General features: G+C 62.7%; 19 protein-coding genes. 5 read left to right on the plus strand and 14 right to left on the minus strand.

Annotated features, from left to right (window positions below):
• Positions 1 to 21 precede the first annotated feature (21 nt).
• From VGE08_RS24785 to VGE08_RS24810, 6 genes are all read right to left on the minus strand, one after another.
• Positions 22 to 1,005, minus strand: coding sequence for a hypothetical protein (locus VGE08_RS24785; RefSeq protein WP_331070618.1), 984 nt, complete (start codon positions 1,003 to 1,005; stop codon positions 22 to 24).
• Between the two features lie 234 nt (positions 1,006 to 1,239).
• Positions 1,240 to 2,307: an alpha/beta fold hydrolase gene (locus tag VGE08_RS24790; protein WP_331070619.1), complete on the minus strand. Its 1,068-nt coding sequence runs from the start codon at positions 2,305 to 2,307 to the stop codon at positions 1,240 to 1,242.
• A gap of 59 nt (positions 2,308 to 2,366) precedes the next feature.
• The gene (locus VGE08_RS24795; protein ID WP_331070620.1) at positions 2,367 to 3,551 is read right to left on the minus strand and encodes an ABC transporter permease; all 1,185 of its coding nucleotides are present in this window, start codon (positions 3,549 to 3,551) and stop codon (positions 2,367 to 2,369) included.
• A 13-nt stretch (positions 3,552 to 3,564) separates the two neighbouring features.
• Positions 3,565 to 4,716: an ABC transporter permease gene (locus VGE08_RS24800; protein ID WP_331070621.1), complete on the minus strand. Its 1,152-nt coding sequence runs from the start codon at positions 4,714 to 4,716 to the stop codon at positions 3,565 to 3,567.
• Entirely contained in the window at positions 4,713 to 5,405 is a 693-nt protein-coding gene (locus VGE08_RS24805) for an ABC transporter ATP-binding protein (protein ID WP_331070622.1), read from the minus strand. Before VGE08_RS24805 ends, VGE08_RS24800 begins: the two co-directional genes overlap by 4 nt.
• 305 nt (positions 5,406 to 5,710) lie before the next feature.
• Positions 5,711 to 6,961, minus strand: coding sequence for an MFS transporter (locus VGE08_RS24810; protein ID WP_331070623.1), 1,251 nt, complete (start codon positions 6,959 to 6,961; stop codon positions 5,711 to 5,713).
• A 186-nt stretch (positions 6,962 to 7,147) separates the two neighbouring features.
• On the opposite strand from VGE08_RS24810, the gene VGE08_RS24815 reads away from it, so the two are divergent.
• Positions 7,148 to 7,513: a DoxX family protein gene (locus VGE08_RS24815; protein WP_331070624.1), complete on the plus strand. Its 366-nt coding sequence runs from the start codon at positions 7,148 to 7,150 to the stop codon at positions 7,511 to 7,513.
• A 21-nt stretch (positions 7,514 to 7,534) separates the two neighbouring features.
• Here VGE08_RS24815 and VGE08_RS24820 read toward each other — a convergent pair whose 3' ends face one another.
• Both VGE08_RS24820 and VGE08_RS24825 read right to left on the minus strand, forming a co-directional pair.
• Positions 7,535 to 8,500, minus strand: a complete 966-nt coding sequence (locus VGE08_RS24820) for a YafY family protein (RefSeq protein WP_331070625.1) — start codon at positions 8,498 to 8,500, stop codon at positions 7,535 to 7,537.
• A 254-nt stretch (positions 8,501 to 8,754) separates the two neighbouring features.
• A complete protein-coding gene (locus VGE08_RS24825; protein WP_331070626.1) occupies positions 8,755 to 9,378 on the minus strand; it encodes an inorganic pyrophosphatase in 624 nt (207 codons plus the stop codon).
• 167 nt (positions 9,379 to 9,545) lie between these two features.
• Between VGE08_RS24825 and VGE08_RS24830 the strand changes: the two genes are divergently transcribed.
• Positions 9,546 to 10,049: an adenine phosphoribosyltransferase gene (locus tag VGE08_RS24830; protein ID WP_331070627.1), complete on the plus strand. Its 504-nt coding sequence runs from the start codon at positions 9,546 to 9,548 to the stop codon at positions 10,047 to 10,049.
• 205 nt (positions 10,050 to 10,254) lie between these two features.
• Positions 10,255 to 10,914, plus strand: coding sequence for a TIGR04211 family SH3 domain-containing protein (locus VGE08_RS24835; RefSeq protein WP_331070841.1), 660 nt, complete (start codon positions 10,255 to 10,257; stop codon positions 10,912 to 10,914).
• Between the two features lie 367 nt (positions 10,915 to 11,281).
• On the opposite strand, the gene VGE08_RS24840 is transcribed toward VGE08_RS24835, so the two are convergent.
• Positions 11,282 to 12,442, minus strand: coding sequence for a metallophosphoesterase (locus VGE08_RS24840; protein ID WP_331070628.1), 1,161 nt, complete (start codon positions 12,440 to 12,442; stop codon positions 11,282 to 11,284).
• Positions 12,443 to 12,529: 87 nt separating this feature from the next.
• Between VGE08_RS24840 and VGE08_RS24845 the strand changes: the two genes are divergently transcribed.
• Together VGE08_RS24845 and VGE08_RS24850 are read left to right on the plus strand one after the other, a co-directional pair.
• On the plus strand, positions 12,530 to 14,239 hold the full coding sequence (locus VGE08_RS24845; RefSeq protein ID WP_331070629.1) for a hypothetical protein: 1,710 nt from the start codon (positions 12,530 to 12,532) through the stop codon (positions 14,237 to 14,239).
• A 50-nt stretch (positions 14,240 to 14,289) separates the two neighbouring features.
• Positions 14,290 to 14,763, plus strand: coding sequence for a GNAT family N-acetyltransferase (locus VGE08_RS24850; protein WP_331070630.1), 474 nt, complete (start codon positions 14,290 to 14,292; stop codon positions 14,761 to 14,763).
• Positions 14,764 to 14,778: 15 nt separating this feature from the next.
• Here the strand turns inward: VGE08_RS24850 and VGE08_RS24855 are convergent, their stop codons facing one another.
• From VGE08_RS24855 to VGE08_RS24875, 5 genes are all read right to left on the minus strand, one after another.
• Positions 14,779 to 16,530 carry a DUF885 domain-containing protein gene (locus tag VGE08_RS24855; protein WP_331070631.1) on the minus strand — a complete coding sequence of 584 codons (1,752 nt, stop codon included), beginning with the start codon at positions 16,528 to 16,530 and terminating at the stop codon, positions 14,779 to 14,781.
• A 118-nt stretch (positions 16,531 to 16,648) separates the two neighbouring features.
• Complete coding sequence (locus tag VGE08_RS24860; RefSeq protein ID WP_331070632.1) at positions 16,649 to 19,063, minus strand: TonB-dependent receptor; 2,415 nt, start codon at positions 19,061 to 19,063, stop codon at positions 16,649 to 16,651.
• Between the two features lie 33 nt (positions 19,064 to 19,096).
• Positions 19,097 to 22,045, minus strand: coding sequence for a TonB-dependent receptor plug domain-containing protein (locus tag VGE08_RS24865; protein WP_331070633.1), 2,949 nt, complete (start codon positions 22,043 to 22,045; stop codon positions 19,097 to 19,099).
• 219 nt (positions 22,046 to 22,264) lie between these two features.
• Positions 22,265 to 22,867, minus strand: a complete 603-nt coding sequence (locus tag VGE08_RS24870; protein ID WP_331070634.1) for a rhomboid family intramembrane serine protease — start codon at positions 22,865 to 22,867, stop codon at positions 22,265 to 22,267.
• Positions 22,868 to 22,951: 84 nt separating this feature from the next.
• Positions 22,952 to 23,860, minus strand: a complete 909-nt coding sequence (locus VGE08_RS24875; protein ID WP_331070635.1) for a dienelactone hydrolase family protein — start codon at positions 23,858 to 23,860, stop codon at positions 22,952 to 22,954.
• Between the last annotated feature and the right edge of the window lie 27 nt (positions 23,861 to 23,887).

Here is a 23,887-nt window from a genome sequence, read left to right on the forward strand (position 1 = left end):
CGACCTCCTGGCCGGCTTCCCTCAGGCGGGCGCGCCCACCATCGGCGCAAGGGCGGCCTGAATTCGCTGGAACTGCTGGCGCGTCACCATGCCAGACAACATCTTGATGAAGTGCGGGTGCTGCGCGCCCGAGGCGATGTACTGCCAGCGATAGGCACGCCTCATGGTGTCACGAATCTGCTGCTGCTCGAGCGGCGAGAAGGTACGTTCGCACAGCCGCATGAAGTAGCCTGCATCGGCCGATGATTGAGTGCACACCACTTGATCCAGCAGGCGCAGCAGCGCGATCAGATCGTCGACCGCGATGTCTCGCTCCACCGCGCCGAGGTTGCGATCCTCGCGGGTCCATTCGATCTCATCCATCACCGCGTGCTGGCACTCCTCCAGCCAATGAAAGCGAAATACATCGCGATACAGATCGGATAACTGATCGTCGCGTTCCAGGCTCTCGCGATAGTGCGCCTGCGTGAACAGCTCGATGTGACAGGTCAGCGCCAACACCGCCCAAGTGGATTTGCTCAGCACCTCGCGCGCCACTTCGTTGGCATCGGCAATCAGGGCATAGCCGCCGGGCATGCGCTCGGCAATCATCGCGTCGATGCGCCGGAACAGCTCCTGATGCTTGAGCTCCTCGTCGCCGAAACGCACCAGCCCTTCCAGCGCCACCTGGTCACCCAGCCCCTGCTTGCTGGCCAGCTCCAGGGTCTTGGCGCTGATGAACCGCTCCACCAGCCCGAACAAACAGGCGTAGCTGCGGCCCTGCACATGGCTCATGGCGCGCTTTTCGTCAGCGCTCAGAAAGTCCAGCTCGTTGACCTTGGTGAGGCCGTCGGGCAGGAACTTGCGGCGGAAGTCGAAGGTCCGGCCACGAAACACATCGGCATCGATGTCCCAACGCACCCGTTTGGACGCCTTGATGCACCGGGCGTAGCGAGCACGGTCGGAATTTTCCTGAAACAGTTTCTGGGCGGCGGGCGACACCACCATGGCGGCTGCAGCACTCATAAGCTTGTCTCGTGTGCGCTTTTTCAAAGTGCGCGCATGGTGCGCATTCGCGGCCAGCGGCGCATGAGGCAAAAGGCTCAATCGCAACGCAATGAGAGCGGGACATATGTCCCAACCAATGTTTGGGATGCGGGCATGCTGCCACGACCCGAGCGCGAGTCGGCAAAAGGCGCGACTTTTTGCCGCTCGCCGCCGCCTACGGCGGCGGGTTGGTACTTTGGGACAGGCCGTTGGCTATGCAACACCTCGGTCGCGGGCCATGACGATGGCCCGGGCGCGCGAGTCCACGCCCAATTTCTCGAAAATATTCGTCAGGTGATTGCGCACCGTTTTCTCGCTGATGAACAGGCGCCGGGCGATCTCGACGTTGGCCGCGCCCTGGGCCAGCAGCCGCAGGATCGCATTCTCGCGAGCCGTCAGCTCCGGCAGATCCACCGGAACAGCATCGACAGCGGCGGCCGGCTCCGCATCGACCCCCATGCATTCGTTGAACGTTTCGCAGAACCGGGCCCACGCCGGCTCGGTCTCGATGAGAATGTGGTTGCGGCTTTCCAACGTCACGAAGCGCGCATTGGGAATCTCCGCGGCCAGCAAGCGGCCTTGCTCGAAGGGGATGCGCGCATCGTCTCGAGCGTGCACCACCACCGTCGGCACTCTCACCTTCTGCAACAACGCACGCACGTTGATCTGTCCGAACGCTTCGATGATGCGGGCGGCGATTTCGGGCCGCGTGGTGGTACGCATCAGGTCCGCGAACCAGCGCACCTGCTCGGCAGTCGCGTCGGGAATGAACAACGAAGCAAACAACAGGCGGAACGCCGGATTCTCCTGACCCCAACCCTGGCGAATCAGCTCGACCAGCGCCTCGCCATGGCGGCGCGACTCCTCGCTTCGCTGCGCCCAGCCTACGGAATAACAACCGTACAGGATCAGTTGCGAGACGCGCTCCGGATGGCGCACAGCATATTCGATACAGGCGGCGCCGCCTTGCGAGATGCCGAGCAGCGGGAATGTTTCCAGCTCGGAAGCATCGATGATGGCCTCCAGGTCCGCGACCTGCGCCTCGTGCGACAGATCGGCGACCTCCCAATCCGACAGCCCGCAGCCGCGCGGATCGAAACGAATCAATTGCCGGCCCGAAGAAAGATACCGGAACCAGTGGCGCCACACCGGGCTCTGCCAGTCGAACTCCAGGTGCGACAGCCAGTTGGCCGACTTCATCAGCGGCGGTCCCTGGCCAGAGGTGGCCACGGCCAGACGCGTGCCGTCGGCTGATTTGATGAATCGAATCGTTTGCTGCATGGGGCCCCACCCGGCCCCCGAGAATAACAAAACAAAGCTGCCGACGAGACGCCGACTCGCTAAACGGCCCTCAAGGCCAGGGCCACCGGCAGCCGTGCCGCCCGCACCGCGGGGAACAAACCGCCAAGCACTCCTATGAAGCAGGCCCAGACGATGCCCAGGATCATGAGCCCCGGGCTGACGCTCAGCTCGAACACCATCTGCCCCAGGCCGCCGCCGGAAGTGCTCGCGGTATTGCCATTGAAGAACAACCACGCGAGCAACGCGCCGATGACACCGCCGATCAATGCCAGCACCAGCGCTTCGGCCAGCACCGACATGACCATGGCCGTCGGGCCGAATCCCAGCGCACGCAATGTGGCAATTTCCTGTAGCCGCGCGCTGACCGCCGAATACATGGTGTTGAGCGCCGCGAACACCGCACCCACCGCCATGATTCCACCCACCACGTAGGCGATTACCTTGATGATGGTGCTCATGGTCTTGGATTGCTGCTGGTAGTACTCCCGCTCGCGCACCACATCGACCGACAGCTCGGGGTTGGCGCTGAGCGAGTCCTTGAGTCTTGGCAGGGCCGCCGGGGATTCGAGCATGGCGGTAACACTCTGAAACGAGCCGCGCCGATCGACCGAGCTCAATGTTTCCGCGTCCGTCATCAGCGACGACTCGTGCGCATCCCCGCCGGTATCGAACACGCCGACCACCGTCCAGTTGGCGCCTCGCGAACGAACCACGTCGCCGACATTCAAGCCTTTGAACTGGGCGCGAGCGGACTTGCCGACGATCACCTCGGTGACCGCGGGCCGAAACATGCGGCCTTCGATGATCTTCAGCTCCGGCCGCACTTCCAGCAGTTTGGGGCCGACGCCGCGCAGGATCACGTTGATCTCCGCATCGTCCGCTTGCTTGCGCAGGCTCAGGATGCGCATGGTCTCGGCCGACATGATCGGTTCACCCTGCACGTTGCGCTTGATGCCGTGCGCATCGAGGATCAGGCGCACGGACTTGCGGTCCAACGCACTCGATGTTTCGGCAACGGAGCCGTTGCGCATCACGATGGCGCGGTCATCCCGGCCGGTGTTCTCCATGGTGCGGATGAGGCCCGTCGACATCGCGAGCACGGATACCAATACCGCAACGACACCGGCGATACCGATCACCACCACCAGAGAGGTACTGATCCGCTGCGGCAGGCTACGGAAGTTCATGGCGGTGACGGCGCCGATCTGACGGAACATTTTCATGTTGCTTTCCCGGTCAGCGCCCCGCCAGCGCGTCGACGATGTTCAATTGCCGCGCGCGCCAGGCTGGCGGGAAACCACTGACGAATGCCACCAGCACCGCGATGCCGGCTCCCATGGCCGCCACGACCGCCGGCATCGAAAAGTTTCCGAACAGCTTCTGCAACGCTGGCGACTCGAACACCAGTGCGGCCAGCGCGATACCCAGCGCCGCGGCGAACAAACACAACAGCAATGCTTCGATCAGTACCAGCACCAGCACTTTGGTATCCGAATACCCCAGCGTCTTGAGCACGGCCAGCTCCGATGTTCGCTCGCGCACGGACTGCATCATCGTATTGGCCGTCAGGAACAACAGGGTGAACAGCACCGCGCCGACAATCGCATTCGCGATGAAATTGATGTCGCCGAGCTGCTTGAGCTGCGACTGCGCCAGCGCATATTCAGTCTGCGTGCGCGTCTCGACCGAAGAGTTGGCAAACATCGCATCGATCTCACGCGACACCCGGTCAGCCTGCTTCGGATCGTCCACGGACACGATGTAGTAGTGAACGTCGCCGGTGCCGAACTGGCGTGCCTCATCGAAGTAGCTCCAGTTCAAATAGAACGCAGGGAAGCCCGCGCCATAGGCGCTCGCGTCGAACGTGCCGACGACGTCGAACTCCCAGGTGTTGCTGCCGGCCTTGTTGGTCCAGATGGATGTGCCGATGGGAATGCGATCGCCGACGTTCCAGCCGTACTGAGCAGCAAGCGCTTCGCTGAGCAACACGCCGGTGCGAGTCCTGGCCATGGCCTCGATGTACTCGGGCTTGATCTTGATCTCTTTGTAGACCTTGAACAGCTCCACCGCGTCGGTGGCGAACGCCGGAACGGGCTTGCGCGCATCCTGGTAATAGCCGCCGAAGTACGCCCACATCGAAACGGCGCCCACGCCCGGCACATTACGAATGCGAGTCAAGTACGAGATCGGCATGCCATCGGTCATGCTGGTGCGCGCCGATACATACAAACGATTCACGTCCAGGTTGGCCAGGGCGTTGCCGAAGCCCTGGTTGATTCCCTGCAGCAGCCCGAACAGCAGGAACGCGATCACGATGGAGATCATCGTGAACACGGTGCGCGTCTTCTTGCGCCACAGGCCGGCCCAGACGAGCCCGAAATATTTCACGCGGCGCGCCTCGCGTCGTTGGTGAGCCGACCCTTGTCCAGGTGCAACTCGCGCGAGGCGTACTCGGCGGCCTTGGGATCGTGGGTCACCATCACGATGGTCTTGTTCTGGCTGCGGTTCAACGCCTGCAGCAGATTCATGATCTCTTCGGCGTTCTGACGGTCGAGATCGCCAGTGGGCTCGTCGCACACCAGCAGCGTGGGATCGGAAACGATGGCACGCGCGATGGCGACGCGTTGCTGCTGACCACCCGAAAGCTCGTTCGGCTTGTGCCGCGCGCGGTCGGCGAGGCCGACCAGCTCCAACGCGATCTGCACACGGCGACGGCGCTCCGACTTGGAAAGATTCGTGAGCAGCAGCGGCACTTCGACATTCGCCTCCGCCGTCAGCACCGGCAGCAGGTTATAAAACTGGAAGATGAACCCGATGTGCCGCGCACGCCAATCCGACAGGCTGCCGCGCGAGAGCTGATCGATTCGATCACCGGCGACCGCCACTTCGCCGCTGGTGGGTTGATCGAGGCCGGCCACGAGGTTCAGCAGCGTGGTCTTGCCCGAGCCGGACGGCCCCATCAATGCCAGGAACTCGCCGGTCTCGATGGTCAGGTCCACGCCGTGCAGCACTTCCACTTTCTGCTTGCCGCGAACGTAGCTCTTGGTGACATTGCGCAAGGTCACGAGTGCAGTCATGGCACTGATCCACTTCGGGAGTTGAAGGCGCGGCAGTGTACCCATTGGCATGGCTGCACGTCAGGTGTTTGCCGGCGAAATGCCGTTCGACGCCGGCCAGTCCGCGCCGACGTCCAGCGACGGCAGAACCGGTGGCATGGCTCGCTGGACTGCTAGGCCCAATGGTGCTTAGTTAACCGTCTTTGTCGCAGCGGTTCGCGGATAGCGGATAGCGGTTAGCCAGAAATGAGCTAAATCCTGGCCTCCGTTCTGCCCCAACCGCTAACCGCCAACCACTGCAGGGCGCTAACTAAGTGCCATTGGTGCTAAGCCGGCGACGACGCCGGCTGCGCCTGCAGTCTCTGCTCGCGAATCGGCAGGTTCACGATGGCGGCCATCAGCGCCAGCGCAATGTCCGCATACCACATCCATGCGTATGAATCGGTTCGCGACAGCACGATGCCGCCGAGCCAGGCGCCGAGGAAGCCGCCGACCTGGTGCGACACCAGCGTCAGGCCGAACAGCGTCGCCAGATAGCGCGTGCCGAACAGCTTGCCCACCAATCCCGCCGTGGGCGGCACGGTGGCCAGCCAGGTCACGCCGAGTGCCGCTGCGAACATATAGATGTTCAGCGCGGTCTTGGGCATCACCATGTAGATGGCAATGATCGCCGCGCGGCTGCCATACACCCAGGCCAACAGATATTTCATCCGGTAGCGCTGTCCCAACCAGCCGATGCCCAGGCTGCCGATGACATTGAACAGACCGATCAGCCCCAGCGACGTGGCCGCCACCTCCGGCGTCAGCCCGCACAGCTGCAGGTCGCTCGGAAAATGCGTGACCAGGAACGCGATGTGAAATCCACAAGTAAAGAAGCCGGCGTGCAGATACAGATAGCTGGGATTGCGCATGGCTTCGCGCACCTGCTCGCTCAGGGAGATGTGCGCGGTGGCTACTGCGGAGGTCGCCGACGAGACCGCGTTCGACGCCGAACGAATCAGCGGCAAGACCAACGGAATCGTCAGCAAGGCCGCGAATGCCGTAGCAAACATTGCGCTGGCCCAACCCGCCACGCCGATGATGAATTGCACCAGCGGCGCGAATACGAACTGACCGATCGAGCCGCCGGCATTGATGATGCCGGACGCCATCGAACGCTTCTCCACCGGCAGGCGCTGCGAGGCGATGCCGATCAAGATCGAGAAGCTGCCCGCCGCCGCACCCGCCGACGCGATCACGCCGAACGTGAACAACAACCCCATGCTCGAAGTCATGAACGGCGTGAGCGCGGAGCCAACCGCCAGCAGCAGCGCGCCGGCGATGATCACCTTTACGGCGCCGTATTTATCCGCGATGGCACCGAACACCGGCTGCGCGGCACCGAACACGAACTGACCCACAGCCAGTGCGAAACTGAACGCGACGATCGAAACGCCCGTGCTCTGTGTGATAGGCAGCAGGAACAACCCCGACGTCTGCCGCACACCCATGGTGATCAGCAGGATGGCCGCAGCAGCAAGCACGAGGCCATAGGCGCCTGCGGACGCAGACGAGCGGGACGCGGTAGGGGTAGTCATATGCCGCGGCAGTATCACCTGTCCTGCGCCCGGCTCACAGGTACAGTTGAGTGAGATGTGGTCATCACTCTCGTGACGAATGCGCTGCAATCGTTCTTGGCCGCAGGCTCATGAGCTGCAATCGCAGACGCGCTCCCTTATGATCCGCGGCTTTTGAAGGATGCCCTCGAGGCCGGCTCAACGATCATGAAGATCTCTTCAATCATGGTAGTGCGCGTCGCGGTCGCGGCGATGTTCGTCATTCACGGCGTGGCCCGCGTCGTGTACGAGGCAGTGTCGCCGTTCGGACCTTTTCTGGAATCGCGCGGCCTGCCTTTCGGCCTCGCCTGGGCGTGGGCGGTGACCCTCATCGAGATCGTCGGCGGCACCTTGCTGGCGCTCGGCCGGTACACCGCGCCGCTGGCGGCGTACTTCATCATCCAGACCGCGCTGGGCATCTGGTGGGTGCACTGGCATGCCGGCTGGTTCGTGGTCGGGCTGGGCCGCAACGGCATGGAGTACAGCGTGCTGCTGATCGCGTGCCTGGTCGCGATCCTGCTCGGGAAAAAGTAGCCTGGCGCGGCCATCGAGCCCTCAGGCGATCGCGGCGACCACCCGCCTGGCCTGATTGCGCAGCTTGCGGCGCAGCTCGGCGGGCTGGACGATATCGGCCTCGAACACCAGATCGAACATGATGCGCAGCGCCGCCTCCTCGCGCTCGAAGTCCAAAGTCACGGGCTTGCGGCCTTTGAAGCTCTCGCCCAGCGGTTCGAGCCGCTGCCGGAACCAGTTGCCGAAGCTGTCGAGCAGTTGCTGCCTGCCCTTGGCCGAGATCATCAGCTCCACCGGGTAGCTCACCGGCGGATTCTTTTCGAACTTCTCGCACCAGGTGTTCCAGAACTTCTGCAGGTCGAAGTCCGGGTCACGAGTGAAAGTCGTGCCGGTGGTCTGCAGCGCCTGCAGCCGCGAGATCCGAAACACCCGCGTCTCGCGCTTCACGCGGCCGATCAGGTACCAGGTGTCGACCTTCACGACCAGCGCATACGGCTCGACCAGGTAGTCCTTCACTTCGCCGTTACCGCGGCGGTAATTGATGCTGACGCATTCATCCTTCCAGATCGCCGCTCTGAGCGTATCCAGATAGGGAGAGGCGGTATAGGAACGAAACCAGGGCTTGGTATCGAAGAGCAACCGGCCGCGCGCATGCTGCGCACGCAGTTGATGCATCGTCGGCACAGCGGCCGAGAGCTTGTCCAGCGCCGTTCGCGTCGGCCCGGCGAGATCGCGAACGCCCATCGAAGCAGGACTCGCAATCAACGCCAGTGCCTCGGCTTCACCCGAGGACAGCCCGGTCAGATCGGAGCTGTAGCCTTCGATCAGTCGAATGCCGCCGCCACGCCCCTGCTCGGTGTACACCGGCACGCCCATGGTCGAGAGCGCATCGATATCACGAAAGATGGTCCGCACCGAAACACTGAGCCGCTGCGCCAGCTCACCCGCAGTGAGCGCCTGAGCCCGTTGCAGGGCCATGAGAATGGCAATGAGTCGTTCGGCACGCATGTCGCAATTACAACGTCAAACCCTGCCACGGAGTGGCAAGATATCACCGACGCCAGAAGGTCACCACGAACGCGCGCTCTTGAGACTGCACGGCCCGGGAGGCCACACCGCACGCGCTCTCTGGAGCCTCCTGGCCAGCAGGCGAAACCATCTCTCTTCTATAGCGTCCTCGCCGGCAGGCGAGGACGCCAAAAACATCTTCTCTCTTTATTCTCGAGCCCCTCGCCCTCGAGGGCGAGGGGGTGTGGGTGTCCTTACCTGACACCCATGAACGCCGCCGTGTAATCCGCCTGGCTGCGGCGAATCGCTTCATACGCTTCATCACGCCCATACACGTGCGTAATCTCCACCTTATGCTCCGGCGAGCCAGGCGCATGCTTGTACGTCAGAAAGTAATGCCGCACGCGCTCGATCACCGACTTCGGACACTGCGAAATATCCGTCATGTGCCCGTACAGCGCATCGTCGCGCATCACCGCGATGATTTTGTCATCCGCTTCGTTGTCATCGATCATGCGCAGGCCACCGATCGGAATGGCCTGCACCAGCACGTCGCCGTGACCGATGGACTTCTCGGTCAGCACGCAGATGTCCATCGGATCGCCGTCGCCCTTGATGCCGGTCTTGCCGGTGCGCTCTTCGCAATAGGCGGCGATGCGTTCGGCGCATAAGGTGCGGGGCAGGAAGCCGTACAGCGACGGGCAGATGTTGGAAAATCGCTGCGGCCGGTCGACCTTGAGCAGGCCGGTGCCCTTGTCGATTTCATACTTGACCGTGTCGGTGGGCACGATCTCGATATAGGCGGTGACGACGGACGGAGCTTCGGCGCCGAGCTCGACGCCGTGCCAGGGATGGGCACGAAAGGCGGAAGGAAACATGGTCGGCATTGATAACGAGTATTTGACGGGAGATTGAGGTTTGAGGGATCAAAAAAGGGCCGGTCGCGCCAGAGTGTGCGACCGACGGCAGTCCAGGGCACAATCCTTGGGCGACAATGCCCGCCGTGCAGTTTACCTGAAGGACGACCGGCACCGATCGGAAGCTCATGACAGACCTGAAACGCCTGATTCGCGACGTGGCGGATTTCCCGCGCCCCGGCATCGTTTTCCGCGACATTGCCCCATTACTGCGCAGCCACTTCGGCGCCACCATCGAAGCCATGAGCGGCCTGCTGAGCGCCGCGGAGTGGGGCCAGATCGACGCCGTGGCCGGCATCGAATCACGCGGCTTCATGCTCGGCTCGGCCCTGGCCTTCCGGCACGGCAAGGGGTTCGTGCCCATCCGCAAGCAGGGCAAGCTGCCGCCGCCGGTGGTCGCCATCCCCTATCAGCTCGAGTACGGCGAAGGCGTGCTGGAAATGCAGCAAGGCAGCGGCCGGGTGTTGCTGGTCGATGACGTGCTTGCCACCGGGGGCACGCTGCAAGCGGCGGCCGAGCTGTGTGTGCTGGCCGGCTATCAGGTCGATTTCCTGGCGGTGCTCATCGATCTGAACCTGGTGCAGGACTTCCGCTGGAAGGGTTCGCCGGCGCGAACGGTGATCAAATACTAGCGGTTGGCCGTTAGCGGTTAGTGGGTTGGTGGGCCTCCGAAACCAGCCACTAACCGCCAACCGCCAACCGCCGTAGAAATACCTGACGCACCTGTCGCCGATCGGCGAACGCGTCGATTACTGGCCGTAATACGCGTTCAGTTTCGCTATAGTGCGCGTCTGCCGGCACAACGGCGAGACCAAAGACTATAAGGAATCCGTGCTGATGTTGAGAAAGGTGCTGCTAGCGCTGCTGCTGGTGCTAGGACCGGTGTCCGCCTTCGCTGCGACGATGTACATCTCCGATGAGCTGACTGTTCCCCTGCGTCGCGGTCCATCGAACGGCCACAAGATCATCAACGCGGCGCTGCCGAGCGGGCTGCCGCTGGAAGTGCTCGGCGAAGACAAGGCCGCGGGCTTCACTCAAGTACGCACTCCCAATGGCACCGAAGGATGGGTGCCCACTCAGTACCTCACGAGTCAACCCATCGCGAAGGACCGGCTGGCCGCGGCCAACAAGCGCATCGAAGCGCTCGAAGCGCAGCTGAAATCGATGCGCGAGAACTATCAGGACGTGCGCGGCGCGCGCAGTGAAATAGAAAGTCGCGCAGCCCAGCTGGAGAAGGAGAATCAGCGGCTGCAAGCCGAGCTGGCAGAAATTCGCCGCGTATCGGCCACGGCCATCACGCAATACGAAGAAAACAAGCAGCTCAAGGCCGACAACGCCTCGCTGCAGACTCGAGTCACGCAACTCACCGATGAAGTGCAGGACCTGAAGCGCAACGTCATGCTCCGCTGGCTGCTGTCCGGCGGTGGGTTGGTGTTGCTGGGTCTGCTGCTCGGCGCCTGGATCAAATCGCGGCCCAAGCGCAGCACCTGGGCTTGAGGCTCGATACACGCGCGATCGGGAGCGATCGGGCTGAAGAGAAGCCTGTGAACGGTCGGGGCATCAGTTTGAGAGATCGTTGTGTCGCGGCCTGCAGGAGGACACCGACGGCTTTGACAACAACGGGCCAACTCGCAAAACCTTACTCGCCTCGATCGCCCACAGGCAGGCTCGCAGATTGATATGAGACCAGCACGATCACATCGCACCCGTGAGCAGGCTCGCAGTTTCGAATGAGCTGCTTGGATGTATAGATGTGTCGAGGGGCCGCGATGAACCCCCAAAAAAATTTCAGCGGAAAATAGCTCCGGAATATCGCGCTGGAATGCCACCGCCGCGCTGCGACAGCCGCGATCGAGTTGCACAGTCAAGGGCGCGGCAGCACCTCACGGCCGCCGTCGGCATTCGCACGAAACATTTGTCCGTTTTGAATCGACAGGGCTTCCATCACCGGCGCGTGCGTGTGCTGCTCGCGATGCGGGTAGACCTGCACTGCAATGACACGGCCCTCATATAGAGAGACGATGGCCGGCACTCTGGTGTGGCCGACCAGAATGGCCTCGACGCCGAAACGCTCCCGGATCAGGTCGATGTCGGCCCGGCTCGCCGGCGCGAAGCCAGCCTGTCGAGCCAGCTGCTCGAAGTAGCCGCGATACCACAACGGCCCCGACTCGCCCAGGACGAATCGAGCGGCTTCGTCGAGCCGCGCCGCTGGCCCGGTCAGCGCGGCCCGCAAGGTTTGATTGACCTGCGCCAGGGTCCAGCCACGATCGATCAGCTCTCGCGACACGCCGCCATGCAGACACAAATAATTGCCGAGCCGGAACACCGCTGCTTTGCTTCGCAACCACTGACCCAGCAGTGTCTGCTCATCCCATAACATCGCGTGACGCTCGACACCTAGCACCGCTGCCACGCGCGGATATTTGGAATTGAGATAGCGCTCGTCGCCGGTGAGCACCATCGCTTCGTGATTGCCGATGGCCAGATGCACACCACCACCAGCGCGCCGCGCTTCGGCCTCCAGCTTGTAGATCAGCCACAGCAGCTCGGTGTGGTTCGGGCCACGATCGAAGACATCGCCGAGCACCGCGAGATGTCCCTTGCCAAAGGTCCAGCGCAGGCGCTCATCGACGATGCCGTGCCGCTGCAGTAGCTGCACGGCAATTTCGAATTCACCGTGCGTATCGGCCATCACGAACAGCGGCGTACGCGAGCCAACCTTGATTTCATCCGGCGCGGGTTTGGCCGGTCCGCGCAGCTCGACATCGAATGCTGGAAACGCGCCGACTGCCGCGACCGTCACGATGTCGCCGATCTCCACGGCGCGCTCCCGGACCGCAGACCCACCGATCCATCGGGCCGCCCAGCCACCCTCGGCCGACCGCGTTATGTAGGGACCGTCCCGTAGCGACTGTGTCGACTGCGCGCGAGCGTGATCCGGGGCGACACCAATCACCAGCAGCGCCGCAGCAAGCAACACCGCCCACACTTTCATCGCCGATTGCGTCTTAATGGCTTGGAGCATGGGCGCGCATCATAGAGCAAATCATTTTCGCGAGACCGGTGGCAGAGATCCGGCGCACATGCGTCTATAGTTTCGAGGGGAGGAAGCATGGCGGGCGACATAATCGTGCTGAAGTTCGGCGGCTCGGTGCTGCGCAGCCAGGCCGACGTGCCCACGGCCGTCCACGAGATCTACCGCTGGTATCGCGCTGGCTGGCGCATCGTCGCCATTGCATCGGCGCTCGGCGATTCGACGGCACGACTGCTGAGCAAGGCACACGAGCTGGCGGACGATCCGCAGCCGCACGCCATGGCCGAGCTGCTGGCCAGCGGCGAGCGCCAGGCAGCGGCATTGCTGGGCATCGAACTGGATCGCGTCGGCGTACCCGCCAGAGTCATCGATCCGCGTGAAGTGGGCCTGACCGTGTCGGGCACCGTGCTCGACGGCGACACCGAGGCGGTCCAGGTCGAGCAGTTGCAGACATTGTTGGAATACACGCCGGTCCTGGTGCTGGCCGGATTCGGTTACGGCGCCGATGGCCGTCTGCGGACCTTGGGGCCGGGCGGCTCGGATCATTCGGCGGTTTACCTGGCGCACGCATTGCAAGCCAATCGCTGTCGCCTGTTGAAGGATGTCGATGGCGTGTACGAAGCCGACCCGGCGGCGGCATCGTCGGCATCTTTGCAGCGCTTCTCGGCGCTCGGCTATGCCGACGCACTCGAGCTTGCGACCACGTTGATTCAACCGAAGGCTGTGCGATTGCTCGATCAGTATTCGGCACGCGCCGAAGTGGCTGCGATCGCATCACCCTACGAGTCGGTGATCGGGCGCTTCGGCCGCACTCCCGCGCATCCCGAGTCGACCACGCCGACGCGCGTTTTGCTGCTGGGCCGCGGTGAAATCGGCAGCGGCATTCATCGGCGCGTCGCCGCCATGCACGAGCATTTCAACGTCGTCGGCGCGTTGATCCGCGATCGCGGCAAGCACGCCGATGCGGACACGCCGCTGTTCGATTCGTTGGGCCAGATCATGAATCTTCAGGCCGACGTGGTCGTCGAGGCCCTTCCCGATCTGGAGCCGGCACACTCGCTGGCCGGTCATTTCCTCGAGCGCGGCATCAGCGTCGTTTCCGCCAACACCGCGCTGATCGCCGAAATGGGCCGCAAGCTGGGCGCACTGGCTGCGCGCTGCAATGCTTATCTGCGATATAGCGCCGCAGTAGGTAGCAGCGCGCCCATGCTCGAAACATTGCGCCGCGAGCTGCATCACGGCGACATCCGTTCGCTCGCGGCAGTGTTCAGCGGCGTGGCCAGTCACATTCTGGATCGCTGGCTCAAGGGCTTCGCATTCGAGGAACTGATGCTGAACGCAGCCGCCGAAACCGACGCCACCCATCTGCGCGAAGAGTTGTCAGGAGCAAGTGCCGTACGCAAATTGCGGATCCTTGCGCGACATGCTTTTGGCCGAGATCCGGATGCGTGGCACGTAGTCCCGCTCGATGCTGAATCGCTACACCGAGCACGAGATGCGCTAACCGAGAACTGCACACTTCGATGGGTCGCGCGCGCTTGGACAATCAGCCATCGAGTGTTCGGCCAGTTGCAACTGGAGGCGCTCGACACGCGCGATCCGCTGGCCCAGTTACCACCTGAATGGAACAGGCTGCTGGTAACACGCTCGGATGGACAGGATGTGGTGATCCAGGGCCGCGGCAGCGGCCGCTGGTCCACCGTCGAAGCCGTGATGGCGGACCTGCTGGACGTGCGTTTTGCGCATCTGGCGCTGGCTCGCGGACCGGCGGCAGCTGATTCGCATTAGCCGCCATGCCGCTTTCGGCTGCTACACCGGTTGGTTAATATCGACTTTCGATGAGCATGATCACCCTGAGTCCAGCCCGCATGGGCGATGCCCCGGCCATCGCTCATCTGTCGCGCGATGTGGTCGAGACCGACCTGCCCTGGAGTTGGACGCCCCGGCGCGTGGCCGGTCTGATGCGCCAGCGCGAGAGCGCCGCAGTGATTGCGCGCGATCACAACCGCCTGGCCGGCTTCATCCTTGCTCAGTACGGCGATGAGTCCGCGCACATCGCCTTGCTGGGGGTGGCGAACGAATATCGCCGGCAGGGTGTCGGCCGCCAGCTGGTGCAATGGGTGGAAGAAACGGCGAAGATCGCCGGCCTGTTTCTGGTGCGGCTGGAAGTGCGCGCCGTCAAGCGGGAAGCACGCCATTTCTACGCGGCGCTCGGCTATCGCGAGATCGACCGCGTCGACGGCTACTACAGCGGCATCGAAGACGCGATCAGGATGTCCCGCGACCTGCGCGTGCTGTCCACCTCGAAGTAGCCGCGCACTCGACAGTCAGAACAGCTCGCCCGCCGGTCCCGGCATCATCTGCGAGCGCACCAACGGAATCGGCGGGCCGCCGTACGACAGGAACTCGTCGTTGAATTGTTTCCACGCCTGCCGGCCGCCGCGACTGCCAGCCCAGTCGTCGCGCAGCTTGCGGATCATCAGCTTGCCCATCGTGTAGTTCAGATAAGCGGGGTCATAGGTGCCTCGCGCCGCCTGCTGGCGGGCATTGCCGACGTCCTGAAACGCTTTCTCTCTGAACATCTGCTCGCACTGCGCGACAGTCATGCCTTGCGTGTGCAAACCGATGGCGCACATGTAGCGCACGTTCCGCAGCAACGCGTTCAGCAGCTGACCGATGTGCAGCTCGGGCTGCTTGGCGGCGATGCCCTGCTCGATCATCAACTCCTCGGCGTAATGCGCCCAACCTTCCGCGAACGCATAGCCGACGAACAACTGACCGAAGCGCCACGGCGAGCGATTCGAATGCAGGAATTGCAGGAAATGGCCGGGCCATACTTCGTGGATGGAGGTGAACAACAGATCGGCCTTGCCGGGAATGTACGCGTCCTGCTCGGCCTTGGACCACTTCGGGTCCGGCGGCGCGATGTAGTACACCGACGGCAGATCCTTCTCGAACGGCCCGGGAATATTGATATACGCGAAGTTCTGGCGCCTATAAGCCGGCGCTTCCTCGACCTTGGCTTCCTCCGTTCCTGGAATTCTGACGATCTCGTGGTCCAGGATGTATTTCTTGATCGTTTCCAGCTGCGCACGCGCACCGCTGACCACCCCTCCTTCGGGCTTGTCGGCCGCCACGCGCTGCACGCACTCCTCGATCTTCGCGCCGGGCGCGAAAGCCTTGCACGCTTCATTCATCGCCGACAGGTTGCGCTCCAGGTCGGCACGACCGATGGCTTCGATCTTATCGAGCGGCACGTCGACGTTTTCCGTCATGCGCAGCATCGCTGCAAATCGCTCGGCGCCAAGTGCATAAGCATCGTTAGCCGTCGCGCGCTGCGACTCCATCCATTTGACCATGTCCTCCATGGCCGCAGCCGCCGGTCCGATCGCGGCCATCAGCTCCTTTTTCAGCGCTGGGTCGTGCACTTCGGCGAACGCCTGGGGCACGTCGTTGCGATAGAACTCGGCGAAACCGCCGAAGCTGGCAACGCTGAAATCGATGAAGGTACGAGGCAGCGGCAGGTCGAGATTCGCCTTGATGTGATCGAGCGCGGCGGGCACCTGCTTCGCATAGGCAATGAAGGCGCGCGCACGCTCATCCGGCGGCGCATAGGGCGTCGTGACATAGGTGCTCGGATCGAGACCGGAATCGAAATACCACGCAGGATTCGTGAACGGCTGGCGCGCCTCGCGCAGCGCGAACAGATCGTTATCGATGCGGCTCACCAGATAGTCGCGCTGAAACTGTTGCTCCGGCTCCAGGCTGTCGTCGTTGAAACCGACCGCCCTGGCACGCATCTGCTCCAGCCGGGCGATTTCTTTCTTGATGCCAGCAGCGCTCCAATCCGGCATCTGGCCATCGAACTCGTGCCGCCCCTGTGCCACCGCGAAGCTCGGACGCGCGCGAAAGTAACTCTCGATGAATTCGTCTACGTACTTGGTCCACTCGACGTTGACCACCGGTGCCGGTGGCTCGGTGGCACGCCCGCTGTTCTCGGACGGCGACGTCGACCGATCGCACCCCGTTAGCGCAGCAAGCACCAGAACGATGCAGAGAGTGCGACGTGGATCTGCCATTCCCAATCCTCGGCCAGGAAGTGAGCGGCGATGATAACCGCTTGCCGCGGGTGGGGCGAACGCCGGCGCCAATTCACACCGGCGTCGTTAGAAATTTTTACTTGGACGTCGCTCTTACTTAGAAATCCATGCGCAGCGACACACCATAGCTACGCGGCATGTTGGTGAGATATCCGACGCGGGCGCGCGTGCCTCGCTCGCGATCGAGCGACAGGAACGCACGCTCGTCCCACACATTGTTGACGAACGCGGCGAGCTCCCATGCATCGGCCCTCACGCCGAAACGCAAGTTGCCGATGTCATAACTGGGCAGCTCCGGATCGTACGTGAACTGAGTGATAGTGGGGTCACCGAACAGAAAGAAACCCGGCGCGCCAGGACAGCCCACACAGCCGGTCGGCGGCTCCTGGTCGGCCAGCTGAGTGTAGGAAGACCCCACATGCTGGAAGGTGAAATTCGCGAACCCATCCATGGTCGGCGAAAATGGCCAGGTGTAGGTGACGGTGGCCGCGGCCTGAAACTCCGGCGAGGTGGGCAGACGATTGCCGTCGCGAATACCCGCGATCGGCGCGCCGGCCGCGTTCAAGCGCGATTCGGTGATCTCCGCCTGTACATACGTAGCCGAGACTCCAAAGTCCCAGTACTCGTTGGGCCGTGCGAACAACTCCAGCTCCGCACCGATTGCTTCAGCCTGCGCGTTGAGCACGATGCGGGATGAACACGAGCCCGCGTCGGCGATCACTTGCAGATCGTCGATATCGGAGTAGAACACCGAGGCGTTCAGCGTGACGCGTCGATCGGCGAGCATCGTCTTGGCGCCGAGTTCGTAGTTCAACACGGTCTCGTCCTCGAAGGTCGGCTGGCCGCTGAACGTGGCCAGGTCGGGCGGCTCACACAGCGAGACGTTCAGCGGATCGTTGATGCCACCCAAGCGGAAGCCGCGCGCGACCTGTGCTGTGAGCAGCACATCGTCGTTCGGTTCGAAAGACAGGATGACGCGCGGCGAAAAGCCATCCGAGCTGGTTTCGCCAGGCTGATTGGTGTAGCCGAAATCGGCGAACGAGCCGGCGAAGGTCAGCAGGCGATCCTCCTCGAAGTCGTAATAGCGCAGGCCGCCGGTGAGGCTCCATTGCTCGTTGAAATGCACCGTGCCTTCACCGAACAGCGCGAACTGGCTGAAGTCATACGGCACGCGGGAATAGTACGGAGTATCGGGCGGCGCGTTGTAGCCGGAGCTGGGCAAGCGACCGAGCCGCACCGACAGCTCGTCGTAGCCGGGGGTCGGCAGCGTCTGGCCATAGTCGCGGTCGATTTCCTGATAGAACGCGCCTACCAGCCACTCGAACCTGCCGCCGCCATCGGAGGCCAGGCGAATTTCCTGGCTGAAGGATTTGAGCGAGGTGGTGTCGTACAAGGGCGAGTTCAGGCGCACGTCGGCGGAAGTCGCGATGCCTCTACCGCCGTCGAAGGAAAGCGTGACGCTGCCGGTGAGCTGGGTCGCATCGCGCAGTACCGTCAGATCGCGATCGGTGTACGAACTGATGGAAGTCAGCGTCAGGCCGCCGAGGCCGAACTCCATTGTCAGGTCGGCCAGCGCGAGCTCATCGTCGATGCCTTCGCGAAACTGCGTGACCTGGCCACGCTCGCCCGGATTCACGGGCGGTTCCGTCGTCGTGAACGGATTGCCCAGAATGTTATAAACATCGATACGCGGATAACCGTCCGTTTCCAGCTTCTGATAGACGACGCGCGGCGTAATGGAGATGGTGTCGCTGGGTTGGATGAGCACCGCCACGCGTGCACCACTCTTCTCGCCGCTGTTCACATCCTTTCGCACCGCGCGTCCCGGGTAGTAGGAGTCGATGAAGCCGGCCTGCTCGTTGTGGTAGCCGACCAGGCGAATCGCGGAGATATCCCCCAGCGGCGCGTTGATCATGCCTTTCAAGCCACCGCCCCAATCGGTATCGGTGCCGGTGTAGCCGCCGACTTCGACGGCGCCCTGGAATTCGCCGAGCTGCGGCTTACGGGTGATGTAACGAACCGTACCCGCCGATGAACCGGCGCCGAACAACGTGCCTTGCGGACCGCGCAGCACTTCGAAGCGTTCCAGATCGAACAGGTCCAGGTCCGGCGTGAACAGCGCCACCGAGATCGCCGACTCGTCGAGATACACGCCGACCGATTCCTTCACGCCGGGCTGATCGCGCACTACCTGCCCGGCGCTGATGCCGCGGATGGCAACCTGGCTCTGGCCCGGACCGAGATCGGTAATGGTCAGGCCGGCGAAGTTGCGCGACAGTTCGACGATATTTCCGGAGCCCGAATCGCGGATCTGCTGTTCATTTGCCGCCGCGACCGAGAACGGCACATCCTGCAGCGCCGTCTCTCGCTTCTGCGCGGTGACGATGATCTCGGCCAGAATGCGCTGATCCGCCGCTGCTGCGGGTTCTCCTGGCGCCGCCACTCGCGGCGTCATTGCCATTCCCAGCGCAGCGGCGACTGCGCCCAGTAGCACTACGTTGTGCTTGTTCATGGGGTTCTCCTGTTGGATTTATTGGTGCTGCGTTCAGAACTTGAGCGCGGCTCTGGCGTGGAAGAATCGGCCCGGCACGGGATAGATCGTGCCGTCGAAGTTGTTCAGATCGCAGCTGAGGCACGGCGGCGGATCTTCGTCGAGCACATTGTTGATGCCGATGGCCAGTTGCAGCTGCTGATCCAGAATCGGCGGCGTCCAGCTCAGGCGCAGGTCGGTGAAGACCTTGCTGTCCATCTCGTTCAACAGTCGCACCGGATCGGAGCACAGGCTTTCCAGTCCGTTGTCGACCAGGGCGCCGGCACATTGCTCGGTCAGATCGCTGAAGTAGCGCAACGTCAGCGACGTGACGAACTCGCGGAACAGCCAGTCGGCCGCCAACGTCGACTTGTAACGGACGTAACCGCGGATCGGCGAGCCGACTTCAGTCCCGGCACGCTCGGTGGGCACCAGCCCGTTCAATCCCAGCGTGAATTCCTTGTAGCCCGCCAGGTACGTGTTGGACCATTGGAAGCGCAGCGAGCCGAAATTGCCGAGCTCGGGCGTCGTCAGCAACACCGTCCAATCGAAGCCGTCGGTTTCGATGCGGCCGATGTTGGTGAGCTGGTTGGCGAACGCAGTGATCGAGCCGCCCGGTCCGCGGACGATGCCATCACAGAACAAGGGCGCGAGCGTGTTGACGCAGTTGGTCAGTTGAATCTGAGCCGACAGTGCCTGGATGGCGTTCTCGAGCTTGATGTCGTAGTAGTTCACATCGAACGTGAGCTGGTCGATCCAACCCGCGTTCTCGGCCCAGGACGGATTGTAGGCAAAGCCGATGTTGATGGTTTCTGAAGTCTCCGGCTGCAAGTCCTCGTTACCGCCGGTTTGCACACTGATCTGCGGGTTGATCTGCACGAACGACGTCGGCACGCCGAGCGCCGCGCAGTTCGCCTGCACTGTCGGCGATCCGTTGGTGGCATAGGAGGAACACGGATCGTTGATCTGGCTGTCGAAACGCGAACCCGTGTTGAACAGCTCGCCGATGTTCGGCGCCCGAAAGCCTTCGGCATAGCTGGCGCGCAACGCCAGATCGTCGATCACGCGCCAATACAAACCGCCCTTGAAGACTTCGTCCCGGCCAATGCGATCGTAATCGGAGGAACGCACCGCCGCCGACAACTCGAGCCGTCGCAGCGCCGGAACATCCGCGAGTATCGGTGCTCGCAATTCCAGATACGCTTCTCGCACCTGCGTCTCACCGGCGGTGGGCAGGGCGGGCACGTCGGCGGTCTCGCCCGCCTGCACTGTTGCATCCGGCGTGAACGAGCCTTCTTCCTTGCGATACTCGAACCCCAGCGCGTAGGCGAACGGACCGGCTGGCAAGTCGAACAGATCGCCGCTGACGTTGGCGATGATGTCGCTGAGCTCCTGCTCGCTCTGATCGTTCTGCGTGAACGTGGCCCAGTCGAGCATTTCCTGCGTGATGCTGCCCTCGCCGTTCGCGCCCTGGCCGCCAAAGATGTTGAACGGCACGCAGCCGGGCACGGCCAGGCAGTCGGCTTCGGGTCCGACCGCCAGCGCCAGCTTGCGAGCATTGAAAATGTTGTGACCTTGCTGCGAGGCGTTGTTACGGCCCCAATTGATGCTCACGTCCCAGAACATCGGTCGCGAAGCCAGCTGTAACTCGCCGCTCAACGTGCCCGAGATCATGTAGGAGTCGACGTCCTGCTCGAAGATGCGCGGGCCGGCTTCCAGCGGCCGCCGGCCGATGGTGATGAGATTGCTCCTGCCGTCCAGATCGATGCCGAACGGGTTGTAGCGATGCTCGGCCGGGATGAAAACGTTATCGAGATAGAAACCCGCGCCCGCGTCGGAGCCCATCGGCAACGGATTCGGCGCTGCGCGATTGTCCGATCTGCGATTGGTATACGCCGCCGTGAAGCGCAGCTCGACACTGTCCGAGATATCGTATTCAGCCTTGCCGAACAGATTCACACGTCGATTGGGCGTGACCAGATAGTTGTAGGGCCGATAGTTGAACCGGTCCGCGGTGCCGAACGCGTGAAAGTCACCGCCCGTCGGATTGTTCGGATCGAAGACTGGCCGCGTCACGCCATCATTGACCACGCCATTGTTGAGCGTGAGGTCGAGGACATCCGGCTCGCCGTTGCCATCCACGTCGCCACGCGGGTCTAGAAATATGAAACGTCCTTGGGGCGTGAACCCGCTGCCGCCCACGCCCGGAGGCGCGCCATAAATGATTGCGCGCGATAGCGCACGATCCTGGGAAAGGACCGCGTCCTGCCGCGAGAAGCTGGCCGAGAAGAACGCCCGACTGCGCTCGCCACTGCCGCCGAACGAAATGCTGTAGTCCTGCGTGTAGCCGTCGCCCTCGTCGAAGGCGCCCTGATTGGTTTCGAGCTCGAAATCGTCGAAGTCGGAACGAGTGATGATATTGACGACGCCGGCGATGGCGTCGGAGCCATAGATTGGCGAGGCACCATCCTGCAGCAGCTCGATGCGAGCGATGGCCGCGGTGGGAATGGTGTTGAGATCCACCGCGCCCGATACGCCGCTCGCCGAGGAGCCGCGCACCCAGCGCTTGCCGTCAACCAGCACCAGCACACGCTTGGAGCCGAGATAGCGCAAGTCGATTTCGCTCGAGCCGGCGCCGATACCTCCGCCGTCGGGCGGGAAGCCGAGATTGCCGCTGGAATTGTTGGAGCGATTGATGGCCGATCCGGAAATCGGCAAGCGCTGCAGATAGTCGGCGACCGAAATTTCACCACTGCGATCGATATCCGCGGCAGTGGCTGTCTGCAAAGGCGCCACGCTCTCGACAGGGTTCTGCCGAATGCGCGAGCCGGTAACTACGACCTCTTCGGGCTGACTTTCTCCGGCTGCCGCGGGCAGGCAACACACCAGGAATGTTGCCGGCAGAACACACCAGCCGGCAGACAAATGACGGGCACTGCACGCATCGATCCTTGTTCTTTCCATGATCGGGACCTCTCCTGGCGAGAAGGTCGGAACGTAGCACCGATCAGGGTTGCGCCAATACGTCTATATACTGAACGTAAATCGCAGTATACATCGAGAAGCATTGCATGCTTTTTGACTGCCGCAATGTCGCATCATGAGCGCGACATTGACGCATCACTCATTTAGTGCGGCGCGATGTTTGCTCTCTTGCAACGCGCGTACTGCAGCAACGAAACATCAAAACAAACTAGCAAACAAATAGCTGAACGCGCGCGGCTCGAGCAACGCGACGTATACCAGGCCGGTGATTGCACCCCCCAAGTGGGCGTCGTGATTGATGCGGCCATGCGGATGGCGCGCGGCATACCAGGTGTAGGCGAGATAACCGATTCCGAATAGCGGTGCAGGAATCGGCACCGGAATGGGAATGATGAACAGCGATTGATCGGGAAAGAACACGATGGCCGCGAACAGCACCGCCGAGATGGCGCCCGAGGCCCCCAGGCAGGCGTACTCGGGATTGTTCTTCTGTTTGTAATAGGTGCCCAGATGACTGACCAGCAGGCCGGCGGCATATAACAACAGAAAATGCATCGGACCGATGGCGCGCTCCAGCAGGAAGCCGAAGAAGTAGAACGTCATCATGTTGAAAATGAGGTGCATCAGGTCGGCGTGCACCAGGCCGCTGAGCACGATGGTGTCGTACTGCTGCCGGCGCAGGAACCAGTAGGGCCGGAACAGACTGCGATCGATCAGCCGGGTGTTGCCGTACAGGCCGACGAGACTGGTGGCGATGGTGACGATGAAAATGATCAGCGCGGCGGACAGCGGCAAGCTCACTTGAGGATTCCCTGCAGGGCAGTGGGGCAATTGGGGAAGGCGAAAGAACGCTATTGTGCCGGATTCGTCCGACACGGGCGCGCTTCAAGCGTGCAAAACTTGCCTTATGAAAGCGTCGACGATGCGCTGGGCGCCGGCGAGCGCCTCGGGGTCGTGACCCAGAGTCGGGTTCAATGTAAACCGGTCGATGGCATCGGCCGCGGCGAGGGTGGTTCCCTCCAGGTACAGCGCCCCGTCATCTCCCTCCACCAGCATGGCGCCGCTATTCGAGCGCACGCCCTGCAAGACCACTGGTTGCGCCAGGAGCGGCCAGTCGAACACGTGCCGGGCGCCAGGGAATTCATGCAATTCAATGGTCGCGCCCGCCTGGCGGGCGCGAGACACGAAATCGCGGCATGGACCGATGGGGTTCAGGTCATCCGCCGTCCCATGCAACACCTGGATGGGACGGTCCACCAGGCGCTCATCGCCGCGATAGCGGCTGTGACATGCCGGATAGAAGGAGACATAACCGGCGAAGTCGCCCAGTTTTGGACCGTGCATATCCCGAAACCGCTGCACGGCCGAGTAGAGCGCCGCTTGTCCGCCACGCGAAAAGCCCATGAGAGCGATGTGACTACTGTCGATGCGCGGATGTGTCGCCAGCATGTCGAACGCGCGATAGGCATCGATGATCATCGCCAGCCGGCCGAGCTGCTCCTGATTCGCAAACGTCGTGTCGAGGCCGCGGCCGGTGAAGCAATCGAGCATCAGGCTGGCGATGCCTCGATCGGTCAGCCAGCGGGCCCACTCATCGACCACACCCGACACCCCTCCGGAACCGTGCATCAGCACGACCGCGGGCACTTTCGCCATGCCCGGCGGCAGGCGCAAGGCGCCGCTCAGAGTCACCGGGCGGCCGTCGCGCTGGCCGGTCAGGAACTGTTGATCGGTGAGCGTGCTGGACGCCAGGGTGTGCAGCTCGATCTTCCAGGTGCGAGAAGTTGTTTCCATGGCGCGCATTTTAAGGGCAGACTGGCC

It is taken from the genome of Steroidobacter sp., from assembly GCF_036406195.1.
Lineage (GTDB): Bacteria > Pseudomonadota > Gammaproteobacteria > Steroidobacterales > Steroidobacteraceae > Steroidobacter.